Origin of the sequence: Bradyrhizobium sp. CCBAU 65884, from assembly GCF_028128835.1 — a bacterium.
Taxonomy (GTDB): Bacteria; Pseudomonadota; Alphaproteobacteria; order Rhizobiales; family Xanthobacteraceae; genus Bradyrhizobium; species Bradyrhizobium ottawaense.
This window is the reverse complement of the sequence record NZ_LBJU01000101.1, coordinates 26,606-41,618: the sequence shown is the minus strand read 5'-3', so window position 1 is coordinate 41,618 and position 15,013 is coordinate 26,606. Positions and strand designations below refer to the sequence as shown.

Annotated in this window: 12 protein-coding genes; 6 read left to right on the top strand and 6 right to left on the bottom strand. The window is 64.6% G+C overall.

Annotated elements, in window-relative coordinates; all coding sequences use genetic code 11:
* Positions 1-18: 18 nt before the first annotated feature.
* The 3 genes from XI03_RS10155 to XI03_RS10145 all read right to left on the bottom strand — a co-directional run bounded on the left by XI03_RS10155 (position 19) and on the right by XI03_RS10145 (position 2,951).
* Positions 19-966, bottom strand: a complete 948-nt coding sequence (locus tag XI03_RS10155) for a fatty acid desaturase (protein ID WP_271592049.1) — start codon at positions 964-966, stop codon at positions 19-21.
* The gene (locus XI03_RS10150) at positions 963-1,991 is read right to left on the bottom strand and encodes an alpha/beta fold hydrolase (RefSeq protein WP_271592048.1); all 1,029 of its coding nucleotides are present in this window, start codon (positions 1,989-1,991) and stop codon (positions 963-965) included. Before XI03_RS10150 ends, XI03_RS10155 begins: the two co-directional genes overlap by 4 nt.
* 156 nt (positions 1,992-2,147) lie before the next feature.
* A complete protein-coding gene (locus XI03_RS10145) occupies positions 2,148-2,951 on the bottom strand; it encodes an MBL fold metallo-hydrolase (protein ID WP_095424650.1) in 804 nt (267 codons plus the stop codon).
* A gap of 152 nt (positions 2,952-3,103) precedes the next feature.
* Between XI03_RS10145 and XI03_RS10140 the strand changes: the two genes are divergently transcribed.
* Both XI03_RS10140 and XI03_RS10135 read left to right on the top strand, forming a co-directional pair.
* A complete protein-coding gene (locus tag XI03_RS10140) occupies positions 3,104-4,306 on the top strand; it encodes an MFS transporter (RefSeq protein ID WP_271592047.1) in 1,203 nt (400 codons plus the stop codon).
* A gap of 130 nt (positions 4,307-4,436) precedes the next feature.
* Positions 4,437-5,450, top strand: coding sequence for an AraC family transcriptional regulator (locus XI03_RS10135; protein ID WP_271592046.1), 1,014 nt, complete (start codon positions 4,437-4,439; stop codon positions 5,448-5,450).
* A gap of 37 nt (positions 5,451-5,487) precedes the next feature.
* Here XI03_RS10135 and XI03_RS10130 read toward each other — a convergent pair whose 3' ends face one another.
* Positions 5,488-7,101, bottom strand: a complete 1,614-nt coding sequence (locus tag XI03_RS10130; RefSeq protein WP_271592045.1) for an acyl-CoA synthetase — start codon at positions 7,099-7,101, stop codon at positions 5,488-5,490.
* A 66-nt stretch (positions 7,102-7,167) separates the two neighbouring features.
* Positions 7,168-7,935 (bottom strand): FadR/GntR family transcriptional regulator, encoded by a 768-nt coding sequence (locus XI03_RS10125; RefSeq protein ID WP_038971312.1) that lies wholly within the window; start codon positions 7,933-7,935, stop codon positions 7,168-7,170.
* Between the two features lie 165 nt (positions 7,936-8,100).
* On the opposite strand from XI03_RS10125, the gene XI03_RS10120 reads away from it, so the two are divergent.
* The 4 genes from XI03_RS10120 (at position 8,101) to XI03_RS10105 (ending at position 14,496) form a co-directional block, all read left to right on the top strand.
* Positions 8,101-9,306, top strand: coding sequence for an ABC transporter substrate-binding protein (locus XI03_RS10120; RefSeq protein WP_271592044.1), 1,206 nt, complete (start codon positions 8,101-8,103; stop codon positions 9,304-9,306).
* A 239-nt stretch (positions 9,307-9,545) separates the two neighbouring features.
* Positions 9,546-10,613, top strand: a complete 1,068-nt coding sequence (locus XI03_RS10115; RefSeq protein ID WP_028142172.1) for an HlyD family secretion protein — start codon at positions 9,546-9,548, stop codon at positions 10,611-10,613.
* Entirely contained in the window at positions 10,610-13,381 is a 2,772-nt protein-coding gene (gene rbbA / locus XI03_RS10110; RefSeq protein WP_271592043.1) for a ribosome-associated ATPase/putative transporter RbbA, read from the top strand. The genes XI03_RS10115 and rbbA overlap by 4 nt, the downstream gene beginning before the upstream one ends.
* Positions 13,382-13,383: 2 nt before the next feature.
* Entirely contained in the window at positions 13,384-14,496 is a 1,113-nt protein-coding gene (locus XI03_RS10105) for an ABC transporter permease (RefSeq protein ID WP_038971307.1), read from the top strand.
* Between the two features lie 8 nt (positions 14,497-14,504).
* On the opposite strand, the gene XI03_RS10100 is transcribed toward XI03_RS10105, so the two are convergent.
* On the bottom strand, positions 14,505-14,993 hold the full coding sequence (locus XI03_RS10100; protein WP_271592042.1) for a DUF2059 domain-containing protein: 489 nt from the start codon (positions 14,991-14,993) through the stop codon (positions 14,505-14,507).
* Positions 14,994-15,013: the final 20 nt, after the last annotated feature.

The following is a 15,013-nucleotide window of genomic DNA, read 5'->3' as shown; positions in this document are numbered from 1 at the left end:
CCGGAGTTTTGCGTTTGGTTAACGGCTCCTCAGATTCCGGCGAAACCAGACCCAGGTTTCGCGCGTCGTCTGGATGTAGCCGCGGCCGCGATAAACGATCTCACCGTCGACGATCTCGTTCAGCTTCGGCAGCGCGTGAAACGGTATCGAGGGATAGGCGTGGTGCTCGACATGGTAGGGCATGTTCCACGCGAACCATTTGACCACCGCAGCGGTGTAGGTGGTGCGGGTGTTCTGAAAAGCACTGCGAGTGCGCTCGCAGCCGGTATGCTCGGCATAGAGATAGGGCCGCAGGAACAACTGCCCGATGACAAGCGGGACGAGCCAGACCCAGAGCAGCAGCGCTGACGAGAACCACAGCGAGAGCGCGAGCAGCAGGACATAGACCGCGACATATATACGCGCCTCTCTCACGATGACGGCGCGCTTGTTTTCGGGGATCCAGGGCACGGTGACCTTTCCGGTGACCGCATGGCCGAGCATCAGCCGGAGACGGCCGGCGACCTGGAGCATGCCGCTATAGGCGATCGCGAGCTGCGTGTCGGATGTCGGTTTCACCCCGACGATCAGCTCGGGATCCTTGTCCGGATCCTGGGTGTAGCGGTGATGATCCCAGTGAAACAGGCAGTAATATTCGTAAGGCAATCCGATGAGGAAGGCCGAGAGATAACCGACGACGAGGTTGAGGCTGCGGCTTTTGAACGCGGTCTTGTGCGCGGTCTCGTGCACCGCCATGAACAGGAAGGCGACGACATAGCCCTGCACCGCCATCAGCGGCAGCGCCCAGAGCACGCCCCAGGTCGACGAAACCTTCCAGATCAGCGTGCCCACCAGCACGATCACGCCATAATGGCCGAGGCTCTGCGCTGCGCCTCTGACATCGGAGCGGGCCGACAATTCGCGCAGCATGGCGGGCGTCAGCGGCTTCAGGCGATGGCCGGACTCTGAAACGGCTGTGTCGGTCATGATCGGTTGCCTGCCTGCTTGCCAAGTAGGTCCGCGATTTCGGCCTTGATGAAGGCCTGGTCGCGCGGATTGCCAACGGGATTGCCGGCGCGATGGCCATGCAGTGACGGGATCGGATGCAGCACCGCGGATTTCGCGTTGACCAGTCGGCCGAGCTCGTCCTCGTTGTCGCGGACATCGAAATAACGGTCGGTCGCGCCCGGCATCAGCAGCATGTGCGCCTTGATCGCCGCCAGCGCCCGATCGAAATCGCCAGCGAAGCTCGCACAGCGGCTGATGTCGCCGTTCTGCCAGATGCCGATCTGTGCCAGCAGATCATTGGCGTCGCGCCGGGCAAACGTCGCGTCCCAGACGCGGACGAGGTAATCTTCCAGCGAGGTGAAGCCGGCCTCGCGCCAGAGCTCGTCGCGATAGAAGCCGTGCGACATCGCCCAGCCGGCATAGACGCGCCCCATGGCGCGGTAGCCGGCGACGGGTTTCTCGGCGAAGCGGCCGTGGCCGAAGGCAGGATCGGCGGTCAGCGCGGCCTTCACGCTTTCCAGGAAGACATGGTTATAGGGTGCGCAGCGGGCGCTGCCGCAGACCACGGCTGCACGCTCGACCATGTCGGGGTGCAGCGCCGCCCAGTGATACGCCTGCATGCCGCCCATCGACCAGCCATAGACGAGGGCCAGCTTTGAAATGCCGAAACGCTCGGTGAGGAGCCGATGCTGGACCGTAATCGCATCGTGATAGGTCACCTCGGGAAACGGCGCCGCGGTATTCGACGGCGAGGACGACAGGCCGTTGCCGAACAGGTTCGGGATGACGATGAAGTAGCGCGTGGGATCGAGCACGCCGTCCGGGCCAATCAGCCACTCGGTGTCAAAATGCTGCGCGCTGAACGAGGTCGGATAGAGGATGACGTTGTCCTTGGCGGCGCTCAGCGTGCCGTAGGTCTTGTAGGCAAGCTTCAGCGAAGGGAAAACGGTCCCGGACTGGAGGACAACGTCGCCAGCCTCGAAGATCTCGTAATGCGCCGTCATGAACCGAACTCCGCTTACGCAGCCGCAGAGCGCCGCAGCTTCCACGATGCATCGATCATGCCGGGCTCGCAGCTGCGTCATTGCAGCAGATTTTGTAACTGTACTTATAGTACAGTTATTCGAGACCGGCAAGATAAATCAGATCCGCTCGCCGGCTCAGGCGATGGCGGCGACGTAGCGCTCCACTGACGCCGCGAAGGCGGCCTTGGCGCCGCTGGCGATGTTGCGGCCCCACCAGGCGCCATAGATGCGATCGAAGGCGAGCGGCTCGACGGCGGCCGCAATCCGCCGCACCGCAGCTGCATTGAGCGGCATGTAGTTGGGATAGGAATACATGAAGCTGACGAAGCGGCGGTCCATCGTCACCTGGGCGATGTCGCCGGTGAGCAGCGCGCCGCTGCCCTCGGCACCGCGTTGCCAATGCAGCATGGTGGCGCCGGCGAAATGACCGCCGGTGCGTAGCAGCAGCACATCGTCTGAGATGCGGTGGCTCTCGCCGGTCCAGTGCACGATCGAGGGATGCGGCCGCGTGACGAAAGCGCGATCGTCGGCATGCAGATAGACCGGCACGCCGCCAAAGGTATCGCTCCAGTCTGCGACCGCGCCGTAGTAATGCGGATGCGAGATCGCGATCGCCTTCAGCCCGCCGAGCGCCGCCACGTACTGGATGGCTTCATCGGTCGCGAGCGGAATGCAATCCCACATCACGCAGCCGTCGCCCTGAGGCACCAGCAGCGCGCGCTGTCCGATCGCGAAGCTCGGCTCCAGACCGATCCCGGTGAGGCCGAGATCGTCGCGTCCCACCAGTCGATGGCCCCGCGCGAGCTCCTCGCGCGTGAGAAAGGTCTGCCCCTTCCAGTTCACGAACTGCCGTTCATCCTCGCAGATCACGCAGGAGGCGGGCGGATTTCCGACGTTCGGGAATTGCGCGCCGCAGGTTTCGCAGGTCCAGAGAGGCATGACCAGAACTCCGTGGGAAGATCGCAGGATGACATTGCGACCGCGCTTTCGGCAAGATCGGAACCAACGCGGCCAGCGCTCGTTACGTTCAGGTCCACGCCGGAAGGATGGTCAAGAGGATCGCGACACACGAAGAGCATGTTTAGGTATCGATGACATCGCGGCCTCCCTCCTCGTCCCGTATCTGGCCTCTGTTCGCGCTCAACTTCTTCATGGCCGACATGCAGTCGGGCATTGGGCCGTTCGTCGGGGTCTTCCTCCAGGAGCGCGGCTGGGCGACCGGGTTGATCGGCACCGCGATGACGATCGGCAATGTCGCGGGCATGCTGGTCACGACCCCGATCGGCGGCTTCATCGATTCCAGCCGCAACAAACGGCTATGGGTCGTCATTCCCGGCATCTGCGTCGTTCTCGCCTCCGCCATCATCCTGATCTCGCAAAACTTCTGGGCGGTGACGTTCTCGCAAGTGGCGCAATCGCTGGCGAGCGCCGCCATCGTGCCGGCGGTAACAGGCATCACGCTCGGCATCGCCAAGCAGAAGGGGTTCAACGCGCTCAACGGCCGCAATCAGGCCTTCAACCACGCCGGCAACATGGTCGGCGCGGCATTGTCCGGCTATCTCGGCTACAGGTTCGGCTATGTCGCCGTGTTCGTGCTGGCGGCCGTGTTCGGCGCCATCGCGATCGCCTGCGTGATGATGATCCCCGCCAAAGCGATCGACGACCGTGCCGCACGCGGCAGCAAGGAAGACGACTCCAAGGCTCCGCCGGATGCGATGACGATGCTGCTCAAGCACAAGGCTCTGCTCGTGCTGGCACTCGCGCTCGCGGTCTTCCACCTCGGCAATGCCGCCATTGTACCGCTCTACGGGCTTGCGGCCGTGGCCGAGGGACAGGCCAACGGCCCGAGCTTCGTCGCGACCACCGTGGTGATCGCGCAAGGCGTCATGATCGTGACCTCGCTGATCGCGATGAAGGCCGCGAGCAAGCGCAACTATTGGCCGGTGATCCTGGTGTCCTTCATGTTCCTGCCCGTCCGCGGCGTGCTGGCCTTCTTCGTGACAGGATGGTGGGGCGTCATACCGATGCAGGTGCTCGACGGTATCGGCACCGGCCTGCAGACGGTCGCCGTTCCCGGCATGGTGGCGCGCGCGCTGAACGGCAGCGGCCGCATCAATCTCGGCCAGGGCGCCGTGATTACGTTGCAGGGCATCGGCGCCAGCCTCAGTCCCGCGCTCGGCGGCTGGATCGCGCAATGGATCGGCTACGGGCCGACCTTCCTGCTGCTCGGCGGCTTCGGCCTCGCCTCAATGGTGCTGTGGCTGGCATTCGGGGCGGCAGTGAAGAAATACTGAGGCTCGCCCCCACCCGAACGCCACGGCGCAAAGTGCTTTTGCAGTCCACGCACATGGGGACTGCGGCACCTGGTCGCGGTCTCTGGGCGCCGTTGCGAGTGGCTTATCACGCAATCCGCCGCTTTTGCCGTTGCGGCGCACCGGCCTGGCGATACAACCTGCCGTAAACCGTCAACATCTGCGCTTCCGACCGATGATCCAGCCACAACTCTCATTCGATGGCGACCCGAATGGCCCGGCCTATGAAAGATGGCGCGAGCAGTTTTGCCGTCAGGTGGCCAACGTCGATTTCGTGCCGGTCGGAGAAGGGCGCGTTCACCGAACCATTGCGCCGGCGATTCTTCCCCGCATCAGGCTCTCGGCCTCGTTCGGCTCGCCGATGTCTTTCGTGTCGTTGGGGACCAACGACGAATTGGTGATTACGATGTCGCCCAATTCGGCGCTCAGCGGGGCCATGGGAAAACGCCCGCTGGAGATCGCCGCGGGCGACGTTACGATCGGCGATCCCTCGATCAAGGGCGCGCACATCACTCAGACAGGGTTTGGCAATTTCCAGACTGCGCTGTTGCCGCGCAAGGCGCTGCTGCGCGCGTGCCCGAATGCAGAGGATTTGATTGCACGCTCAATCCCCGGCGCCAATCCGATCACATCGATGTTCCTGCGCTATTATGATCTCGCGCATGAGTATGCCGACAAGCTCGGCCCCGCGGAGCTGGACGCGGTCTCGCAGCACCTGTTCGACCTTTCGGTGCTGATGATCGGAGCGCGCGGCGATGTCGCTGAGCAGGCTCGAATGCGAGGCCTGGCGGCAGCGCGTCTCGAAACCCTCAAGTCCGACATCCTGGCGCAGCTTGACAGCCCCGCGCTGTCGCTCACCGTCCTTTCAGCCGCGCACCGGATCAGCCCGCGCACGATCCAGCTATTGTTCGAACAGGCCGGCATCACCTATAGCGGCTTCGTGCTGGAGCAGCGCCTGCTGCGTGCCGAACGCCTGCTGCGAAATCCCGCCATGCGCATGCGCAAGATCATCGAAATCGCGCATCTCGCGGGCTTTCACGACGTATCCTACTTCCATCGCGCATTCCGCCGCCGCTTCGGACAGACGCCCGACGACGTCAGGAAGCTGGCCGGCGACGCCGGCTAGCGAACTCGATCACGACGCAGCCAAAGGCCGCCCGGCCTTACGCGCCAAAATTCTTCTGGATCGCCTTGTCGAGCGTCTCGCCGCCGACGAAGCGCTGGCGCAGTTCGCGCTTGAGCAGCTTGCCGCTCGGATTCTTCGGCAAGGCATCCACGAAGATGACGCGCTTGGGCACCTTGAAATGCGCCATCTGGCCGGCGCAGTGCTTGATGACGGCGTCCTCGTCCAGCTTTTCGCCGCTCTTGACCACGACGATGGCGGTGACCGCCTCGATCCAGCGCGGATCGGGCAGGCCGACGACGGCGACCTCGGAAACCGCCGGGATACGATATACCATCTCCTCGACCTCGCGGCTGGCAACGTTCTCCCCGCCGGTCTTGATCATGTCCTTGACGCGATCGACCACGGTGATGTGGCCCTCTTCGTCGACGGTGGCGAGATCGCCGGAGTGAAACCAGCCGCCGGTGAATGCTGCCGCAGTCTTCACGGGATCGTTGTAATAGCCGGACAATAGATGCGGCGAGCGGTGCACGATCTCGCCGACCTCGCCGACCTCAACGTCTTCCATTGACGTGTTGACGACGCGCGTCTCGACATTGAGCACCGGCTTGCCTGCCGAGCCTGCCTTGCGCAGTTGGTCCTCCGGCCGCAGCACGGTCGCGAGCGGCGCGATCTCGGTCTGGCCGTAGAAATTCCAGAATTTTACGGCGGGCAAGCGGCGCTGCAGCTCGAGCAGAACTTCCACCGGCATGATCGAGGCGCCGTAATAGCCCTTCTGCAGGGACGACAGGTCGGACTTGTCGAAATTCGGCGAGCGCAGCATCGCGATCCAGATCGTCGGCGGCGCGAAGAACGAAGTGATCTTGTGGGCCTGGATCAGCGCCAGGATGTTGTCGGCGGTCGGCTTGCCCGTGATCACCCCGGAGGCGCCGAGATACACTTGCGGCCCCAGAAAGACGTCGAGCTGGGCGCAGTGATAGAGCGGCAGCGCGTGCAGGAACTTGTCGTCCACGCTCATGCCGCCATCGATGATGCAGCTGACATACTGCCACATCACCGCTTCATGGGTCAGCATCGCACCCTTGGGCAGCGATTCGGTGCCCGAGGTGTAGACGATCTGCGCGAGATCGCGGCTGTCGACCGAGGCTTCCAGGAACGAGCCGTCGGAATGAAGTAGATCGTCGAAGGTGGTGAGGCCCGCCGGCGCCGACGCGGGATCCTCGCCCGGCAGCCAGATCATCTTCTCGACGGCGCAATCCCTGGCGCTGGCCGCGCGCGCGGGCTCGACGAAGTCCGGCCCCGCCGCGAGCAACTTTGCGCCGGAGCTTTTCAGGATGAAATTGATCTCGTCCGGATTGAGCATGAAGTTGATCGGCACCAGCACCGCGCCGATCCGCGCCACCGCGAAGCGCAGCGCGGCGAAGGCGTGCGAATTGCGCGACAGCACCGCGAGGCGATCGCCCTTCCTCACGCCGAGACCGAGCAGGCCGCGGCCGAGCCGGTTGCAGATCGCATCCATCTCGGCAAAGGTCCAGCTCACATCACCGCAGCTCACCGCAAGCTTGTTCGGCTCACGGCCCGCCGAGCGGCGCAGGAGATCGCCGATGGAATGTTCGCGCGCTTTCGAGATGGTGGCTGCGGTGTCGCCGGTCATGTGTCCCTCCGTGTGATGTCTTGATTTGTTGAATTTCTTAACTGAAATCTTGCGTCTTGTTTTTCGCTACCGGCGCCGGGCCGCCTGCGCGTGCTCCATGTACATGTGCTCGACCGAGCGATCGAGCGAAGCAATCTTCTCGAAGCCGCGGCGCCAGTCCTGCAAATGCCGGCGAGTCCAGAGCACGCCGGCCTCGCGGTCGCGGTCGCGGATCGCGTCAATGAGATGGCGGTGCGCCGCGACGAGACGCGGGCCGCCTTCGGCGACACCGGTCACGATCATCTCGGTGGTCGGATAGAACAATTGCGCCGCGGGCTCGCGCGCGAGCTGGAGCACGCGATTCTGCGAGGCTTTTGCAACCAGCACGTGGAATTCGGCATCGCATTCGGCCAGCAGCGCGGGATCGCCGACCACGGCCTCGCTGCGCGCGAGATTGCCGGCGAGCTCGGCGAGATTCTCCTCGCTCGCACGCTCCACCGCGCCCTCGATGCTGGCCACCTCCAGCGTCATCGAGGCCTCATAGAGCTCGCGGAACGTTACCTCGTGCAGGACCAGCGCGCGGCTGAGACGGCTTGCGAGCTTGCTGTAGCGCGGCAGGCAGGCGTGCAGGCGGCGCGAGGAATCGCGCCGGATCAGCCCGCCCTCCTCCAGCACACGGATGCCCTCGCGGATGGTCGAGCGATTGACGCCGAACTGGCGGACCAGATCGTGCTCGGTGCCGATGGGATCGCCGGGCTTGATGCGGCCATTGACGATCTCGCGCTCGATGGCGTCGGCCACCTTCTGATAGGCCGGCGCGACATCAATCGGTCGGAACAGCGGCGCGACAGGCAAATCGGCCTCCAATGGTGATTGTCGGACAAAGTATAGGCGTCGCCGCGGAATGCGTCAAACTGCGTCATTGATGCGACAGAGGCAACAAATTGACTCTGCAGGAACCGAGCCCTAACTTTGTCGGACAAAGGGACAGAATAGTCCCGCTCAAGAGGAAACGTATCCATGAGATCTATCGCAGCACTCGTGTCTGCGGCCGGCTTGCTGTCGGCCGCCCTGATCACCGCCGCCTCGGCCCAGCAGGCGCCGCTCAAGATCGGCGTGCTCTCCGACTTCTCCTCCGTCTATTCCGACATTGGTGGCATGGGGAATGTCGAGGCGACCAAAATGGCGATCGAGGATTTCGGCGGGCAGATGTTCGGCAAGCCGATCGACATGGTCTCGGCCGACGTGCTCAACAAGCCCGACGTCGCCTCGACCATCGCCCGCAAATGGTGGGAGACCGAGGGCGTCGACATGATCATCGACCTGCCGACGTCGGCGACCGCGCTTGCGGTGATGGAGCTGTCGAAGCAGTACGAGAAGATCATGATCGTGACGGATGCGGCCAGCTCCGACATCACGGGAAAATCCTGCTCGCCCTACACCGCGCACTGGACCTACGACACCTACGCCAACGCGCACACCGTCGGCAGCGCCATCGTCAAGAACGGCGGCGACACCTGGTTCTTCCTCACCGCCGACTACGTGTTCGGCCATTCGGTCGAGCGCGATACCGGCGATGTCGTGAAGGCTGCGGGCGGCAAGGTGCTCGGCAGCGTCAAGCATCCGCTCAATACCGCCGACTTCTCCTCGTTCCTGCTTCAGGCCCAGGCCTCCAAGGCCAAGATCATCGGCCTCGCCAACGGCGGCGGCGACACCATCAACGCGATCAAGCAGGCTGGCGAGTTCGGCATCGTCGCCGGCGGCCAGAACCTGGCCGCGATCGTGATGTTCATCTCCGACGTGCACAGCCTCGGCTTGAAGCTCGCGCAAGGCCTGATCATCACCGAGGCCTATTACTGGGATCTCAACGACAAGACCCGCGCCTTCGGCAAGCGCTTCCTCGAGCGAGTCAAGCGCATGCCGACGATGAACCAGGCCGCCACCTACAGCGCGACGCTGCATTACCTCAAGGCCGTGCAGGCCGCCGGCACCAGGGACACCAAGACGGTGATGGCGAAGATGCGCGAGCTGCCGGTGAAGGACTCCTTCACCGACAACGGCGTGCTGCGCGAGGACGGCCGCATGGTGCACAGCATGTACCTGTTCCAGGTGAAGAAGCCCGAGGAATCCAAAGGGCCGTGGGATTACTACAAGCTGCTCGCCGAGGTGCCCGCCGACCAGGCGTTCCGGCCGCTGAAGGATGGCGGCTGCCCGCTGGTGAAATAGGGCGGCCCGGATCGAGCCGATAGCAATCCGTTCAGCAATCCTCGCTCGTCCGCTTGCAATCACGGCGGACGAGCGGCGACGCAGAGCCCAAATTTGAGGCAGATACGCCTCGCGCCTCCGTCTGATCTGCATCAAGTTGCGATGCAAAATTCGCTACAATGTTGAGCCTGCCTTTCCGCACCATCAGCGGCCGGGTTCGTGTCTCAACAGTGGGCGCCGCCTCACGGCGTTTTGATCAAATGAACTTCACTCCGGGTCGCGTTATCGCCGCGATCGCCGTCCTCTTTGCTGGCGGCGGCTATTACTATTGGCAGCACCGCGATACCAACACGCTGCCTGCAGGCTTCGCCCGCGGCAACGGCCGCATCGAGGCAGTCGAGATCGACATCGCGACCAAGACGCCCGGCCGGATTCGCGAGATCCTGGTCAACGAAGGCGACTTCGTGCGCGCGGGCCAGATTCTGGCGCGCATGGACACCGAGCAATTGCAGGCCCAGCGCCGCCAGGCCGAAGCACAGCTGCAGCGCGCGTCCATCAACGTCGAGACCGCCAAGAGCCTGGTGAACCAGCGCGAAGCCGAACGCAAGGCCGCCGAGGCCGTGGTCGACCAGCGCATCGCGCAGCTCGACAGCACGAGCCGCAAGCTCGATCGTTCCGAACAATTGATCAGAACCAGCGCGGTATCGCAGCAGGTGCTGGACGACGACCGCTCTGCCAACGCCACGGCCAAGGCGGCGCTTGCCGCGTCCCACGCTCAGGTCGCGGCATCCGAGGCCGCGATCAGCTCCTCCCGCGCCATGGTGATCGACGCGGGCGCTTCGGTCGACGCCGCGAAGGCCGCGATCGAAAGCATCAATGCCGACCTCAATGACAGCGTGCTGAAAGCGCCGCGCGACGGCCGCGTGCAGTATCGCGTGTCGCAGCCCGGCGAGGTGCTCGCCGCCGGCGGCCGCGTCCTCAACATGGTCGATCTCGGCGACGTCTACATGACGTTCTTCCTGCCGACGGCCGAGGCTGGCCGCGTCGCGATGGGCGCCGAGGTTCGCCTCGTGCTCGACGCCATCCCGCAATATGTGATCCCCGCCAAGGCCACCTTCGTCGCCGACGTCGCGCAATTCACGCCCAAGACCGTCGAGACCGAGGAGGAGCGTCAGAAGCTGATGTTCCGCATCAAGGCACATATCGCGCCCGAGCTGCTGCGCCAGCACATCGAGCATGTGAAGACCGGCCTGCCCGGCATGGCCTATGTGCAGCTCGATCCGGCCGCACAATGGCCCGACAATCTCAAGATCAAGCTGACGAGATGAGCGCGACTGCCACAGCCGATGCATCGGCTGCCGCCGGCAGCGTGGTGCATCTGGAAGGCGTGGGCCTGAGCTATGGCAAGGCCCGGGCGCTCGATGCCATCACGCTCGACCTGCCGTCCGGCTGCATGGTCGGACTGATCGGCCCCGACGGCGTCGGCAAATCGAGCCTGCTGTCGCTGATCGCCGGAGCCCGCGCGATCCAGGACGGACGCATCCACGTGCTCGGCGGCGATATGGCAAGCTCGCGCCATCGCCGCAACGTGTGCCCCGACATCGCCTATATGCCGCAGGGGCTCGGCAAGAATCTGTATCCGACACTGTCGGTGTTCGAGAACATCGACTTCTTCGGCCGTCTGTTCGGACACGACAAGGCCGAGCGGCACAGGCGGATCGCCGGCCTGCTGCGCGACACCGGGCTCACGCCCTTCGCCGACCGGCCGGCGGCAAAACTCTCCGGCGGCATGAAGCAGAAGGTCGGCCTGTGCTGCGCCCTGATCCACGATCCCGAACTCTTGATCCTGGACGAGCCGACCACCGGCGTTGATCCGCTGTCGCGCCGCCAGTTCTGGGAATTGATCACCTCGATCCGCGATAGCCGGCCCGGCATGAGCGTGATCGTCTCGACCGCCTACATGGAAGAGGCCGCGCAGTTCGACTTCCTGATCGCGATGAATGCCGGCCGCGTGCTGGCGACCGGAACGCCTGCCGAGCTCAAGCGGCAGACCGGCGCGGATACGCTCGATGACGCCTTCATTCGCCTTTTGCCCGACGCGGATCGCAGCAACTACACCAATGTCGTCATCCCGCCGCGCGCTGAGGACCATGACGAGATCGCGATCGAGGCCGACCACCTGACCCGACGGTTCAACGGCTTCGTGGCCGTCGACGACGTCAGCTTCCGCATCAGGAAGGGTGAGATCTTCGGCTTCCTCGGCTCGAACGGGTGCGGCAAGACCACGACCATGAAGATGCTCACGGGCCTCCTGCCGGTGAGCGAAGGCACCGCGCGGCTGTTCGGCAAGACCATCGATGCCGGCGACATGTCGGTGCGGCGGCGCATCGGCTACATGTCGCAGGGCTTCTCGCTCTATTCGGAGCTCACGGTCGCGCAAAATCTCGATCTGCACGCGCGGCTGTTCGAGCTGCCGGCGGAGACCATCGCCCCGCGCATCAGCGAGATGATCAGCCGGTTCGACCTCGCCGACGTTACCGAGGCTCTGCCCGACGCGCTGCCGCTCGGACTGCGGCAGCGATTGTCGCTGGCGGTCGCCATGATCCATGCGCCCGACATCCTCATCCTCGACGAGCCGACCTCCGGCGTGGATCCGGTCGCCCGCGACCGCTTCTGGCAGATCCTCGCCGAGCTCTCCCGCAAGGACAACGTCACCATCTTCGTCTCGACCCATTTCATGAACGAGGCCGAGCGCTGCGACCGGGTCTCGCTGATGCATGCGGGCAAGGTGCTGACGTCGGACACACCCGCGGCGATCGTGGCCGCGCGCGGCACCGCGACGCTGGAGCAGGCCTTCATCGCCTGCCTGGAAGAGGCGATCGCGGATAAGGCGGAGCCGGCCGGCCAGCCTGCGATCGCATCGCCCCTACCGGCCGCGACAGCGCGGCCGCCACGCAAGCGCGGCGCGACGTTCAATCCGACCCGCATGCTCGCCTATTCCCGGCGCGAGGCACTCGAACTGCGGCGCGATCCGATCCGCGCCACGCTCGCAATCCTCGGCAGCGTGCTGCTGCTGTTCGTGCTCGGCTATGGCATCAGCATGGACGTCGAGAACCTGACTTTCGCCGTGCTCGACCGCGACGACAGCGCGATCAGCCGCGATTACAGCCTCCAGATCGCGGGCTCGCGCTACTTTACCGAAAAATCCCCCATCACCGACTATGCCGATCTCGACCGTCGCATGCGCGCCGGCGAGATCGGGCTCGCCATCGAGCTGCCGCCGGGCTTCGGTCGTGACGTCAGCCGCGGCCGCCATGTCGAGATCGGCGCCTGGGTCGACGGCGCCAATCCGACGCGGGCCGAAACGCTGCGCTCCTACGCCCAGGCGATCCACGCCACCTGGCTCGCGCAAAAGGGCCGCGAGCTCTACGGCGAGGCGGCGATCGCCGGCGCCTACCAGCTCCAGCTGCGCTACCGCTACAATCCCGATGTCATCAGCGTCGTCGCCATGGCGCCGGGCATCATTCCGCTGCTGCTGATCATGATTCCGGCCGTGCTCGCCGCGCTCGCGGTCGTGCGCGAGAAGGAGCTCGGCTCGATCGTCAATTTCTACGTGACGCCGGTGACGCGGCTGGAATTCCTGCTCGGCACGCAGCTGCCCTATGTCGTGCTGGCGTTCGGAAACTTCCTCCTTCTCGTCGGCTTTGCCCTCGTCGTCTTCCGCGTCCCCTTCACCGGGAGCTTTCCGACCTACGCGCTCGCCGCGCTGCTCTACGTCACGGCGACGACCGGCATGGGGCTGGTGATCTCGGCCTTCATGAACAGCCAGATCGCGGCCCTGTTCGGCACCGTTCTGGTCACGCTGATTCCGGCCATCCAGTACTCCGGGCTGATCGATCCGGTTTCCTCGCTGCAGGGACTTGGTGCCCTGGTCGGGCGGCTCTATCCCACCACCTATTTCGTCACGATCTCGCGCGGCACCTTCTCCAAGGGCCTGGCGTTCGACACCCTCCACAACGACCTGCTGGCGCTCGCGATCATGGTCCCCGTCCTGGTGATTGCCGGCGCGATGCTGCTGAAGAAACAGGCCCGCTGACCATGCGCTTCGACAATTTGTTCCAGCTCGGCATCAAGGAATTGCGCGGCCTGGTGCGCGACCCCATGCTGCTCGTGCTCATCGTCTATTCCTTCACGCTCGCGGTCTATGCCGGCGCGAAGGCGCTGCCGGAAACGCTGAACCGCGCCGCGATCGCGGTCGTCGACGAAGACCATTCGCCGATCTCGACCCGCATCGAGATGGCATTCACGGCGCCCTACTTCTCCGTACCGCGCATGATCTCGCAATACGACATGGACCGGCGGATGGACGCCGGCCTCGATACCTTCGCGCTCGACATCCCGCCTGACTTCCAGCGCGACCTGCTGGCGCGCAAATCGCCAACGATCCAGCTCAACGTCGATGCGACCCGCATCTCGCAGGCGTTCAACGGCGGCGGCTATATCGAGCAGATCGTCAGCGCGGAAGTCGCGGAGTTCCTGGCGCACACGCGCAATGCCCAGACCGCGCCGATCGAGCTGACGCTGCGGGCGCGATTCAATCCGGAGCTGAAGAAATCCTGGTTCGGCGCCATCGACCACGTGATCACCTCGATCACGATGCTCTCGATCATCCTGACCGGCGCGGCGCTGATCCGCGAGCGTGAGCACGGCACCATCGAGCATCTGCTGGTGATGCCGGTCACGCCATTGGAGATCATGGTGAGCAAGGTCTGGTCGATGGGCGCCGTGGTGCTGGTCGCCTCCGCGCTGTCGATCGCCTTCGTCGTCAAGGGCTGGCTGGAGGTGACGATCGACGGCTCGCTGGCGCTGTTTCTCGTCGGCGCCGCGCTGCAGCTGTTTGCCACCACCAGCATGGGCATCTTTCTCGCCACCGTCGCCGGCTCGATGCCGCAGTTCGGGCTGCTGCTGATCATGATCCTGCTGCCGCTGCAGACCCTGTCGGGCAGCATGACACCGCGCGAGAGCATGCCGCAATTCGTCCAGGACATCATGCTCGCGGCGCCCAACACGCATTTCGTGATGCTCGCCCAGGCGATCCTGTTCCGCGGCGCGGGCCTGGAGGCCGTGTGGCCGCAGCTGGTCGCGCTCGCCGTGATCGGCGGCGTCTTCTTCGTGATCGCACTGCGGCGCTTCCGCGCGTTCCTGGCTTAGCCCGCGGCTCAGAGCTTGTGCCCCTTCTGGCGCAGCGCCTCGATCAGGCGCTGCTTCAATTCGTCGGCGGCCTTCTGGCTGACATCCTGGCCGATCTGCGCACTCGCCTGCGCCAGCGCATCCGACTTCTCCAAGAACTTCTTCCCGGCCGGCTGGGCATAGAACGCCTCGATCTGGCGCAGCTCGTCCACGCTGAAGCTTTGGGCATAGAACGCCGCGATCTGCTCGACCATGGACGCAACGAACGGAGCATAGATCTCGGAGCCGGGTGCCGTCACCGCATCGTAGTCGCGCTCGATCTCCGGCCTGTCCTGCGCGACCACGGGCCGGAGCTTGAGCAGGAGCTGCGGCAGCAATGCGCGGTACTGATCGGCGATCTTCAGGGTGACGACGAGCTTGCGCGCCGCGCTCATCGCCTCCGGCGACGGCGCCTGCGCGGATGCACCGCAGGCGAGAAACAGGAGAGCGCCGGCGATCGTCATCAAACGTTTGGACATTGGGCTCTCCAGGACATGCG

Bases quoted from the DNA above. Each gene is read 5' to 3' on its own strand.
- XI03_RS10155 (WP_271592049.1), bottom strand. From the start codon at position 966: ATGACCGACACAGCCGTTTCAGAGTCCGGCCATCGCCTGAAGCCGCTG.
- XI03_RS10150 (WP_271592048.1), bottom strand. From the start codon at position 1,991: ATGACGGCGCATTACGAGATCTTCGAGGCTGGCGACGTTGTCCTCCAG.
- XI03_RS10145 (WP_095424650.1), bottom strand. From the start codon at position 2,951: ATGCCTCTCTGGACCTGCGAAACCTGCGGCGCGCAATTCCCGAACGTC.
- XI03_RS10140 (WP_271592047.1), top strand. From the start codon at position 3,104: ATGACATCGCGGCCTCCCTCCTCGTCCCGTATCTGGCCTCTGTTCGCG.
- XI03_RS10130 (WP_271592045.1), bottom strand. From the start codon at position 7,101: ATGACCGGCGACACCGCAGCCACCATCTCGAAAGCGCGCGAACATTCC.
- XI03_RS10120 (WP_271592044.1), top strand. From the start codon at position 8,101: ATGAGATCTATCGCAGCACTCGTGTCTGCGGCCGGCTTGCTGTCGGCC.
- XI03_RS10115 (WP_028142172.1), top strand. From the start codon at position 9,546: ATGAACTTCACTCCGGGTCGCGTTATCGCCGCGATCGCCGTCCTCTTT.
- rbbA (WP_271592043.1), top strand. From the start codon at position 10,610: ATGAGCGCGACTGCCACAGCCGATGCATCGGCTGCCGCCGGCAGCGTG.
- XI03_RS10105 (WP_038971307.1), top strand. From the start codon at position 13,384: ATGCGCTTCGACAATTTGTTCCAGCTCGGCATCAAGGAATTGCGCGGC.
- XI03_RS10100 (WP_271592042.1), bottom strand. From the start codon at position 14,993: ATGTCCAAACGTTTGATGACGATCGCCGGCGCTCTCCTGTTTCTCGCC.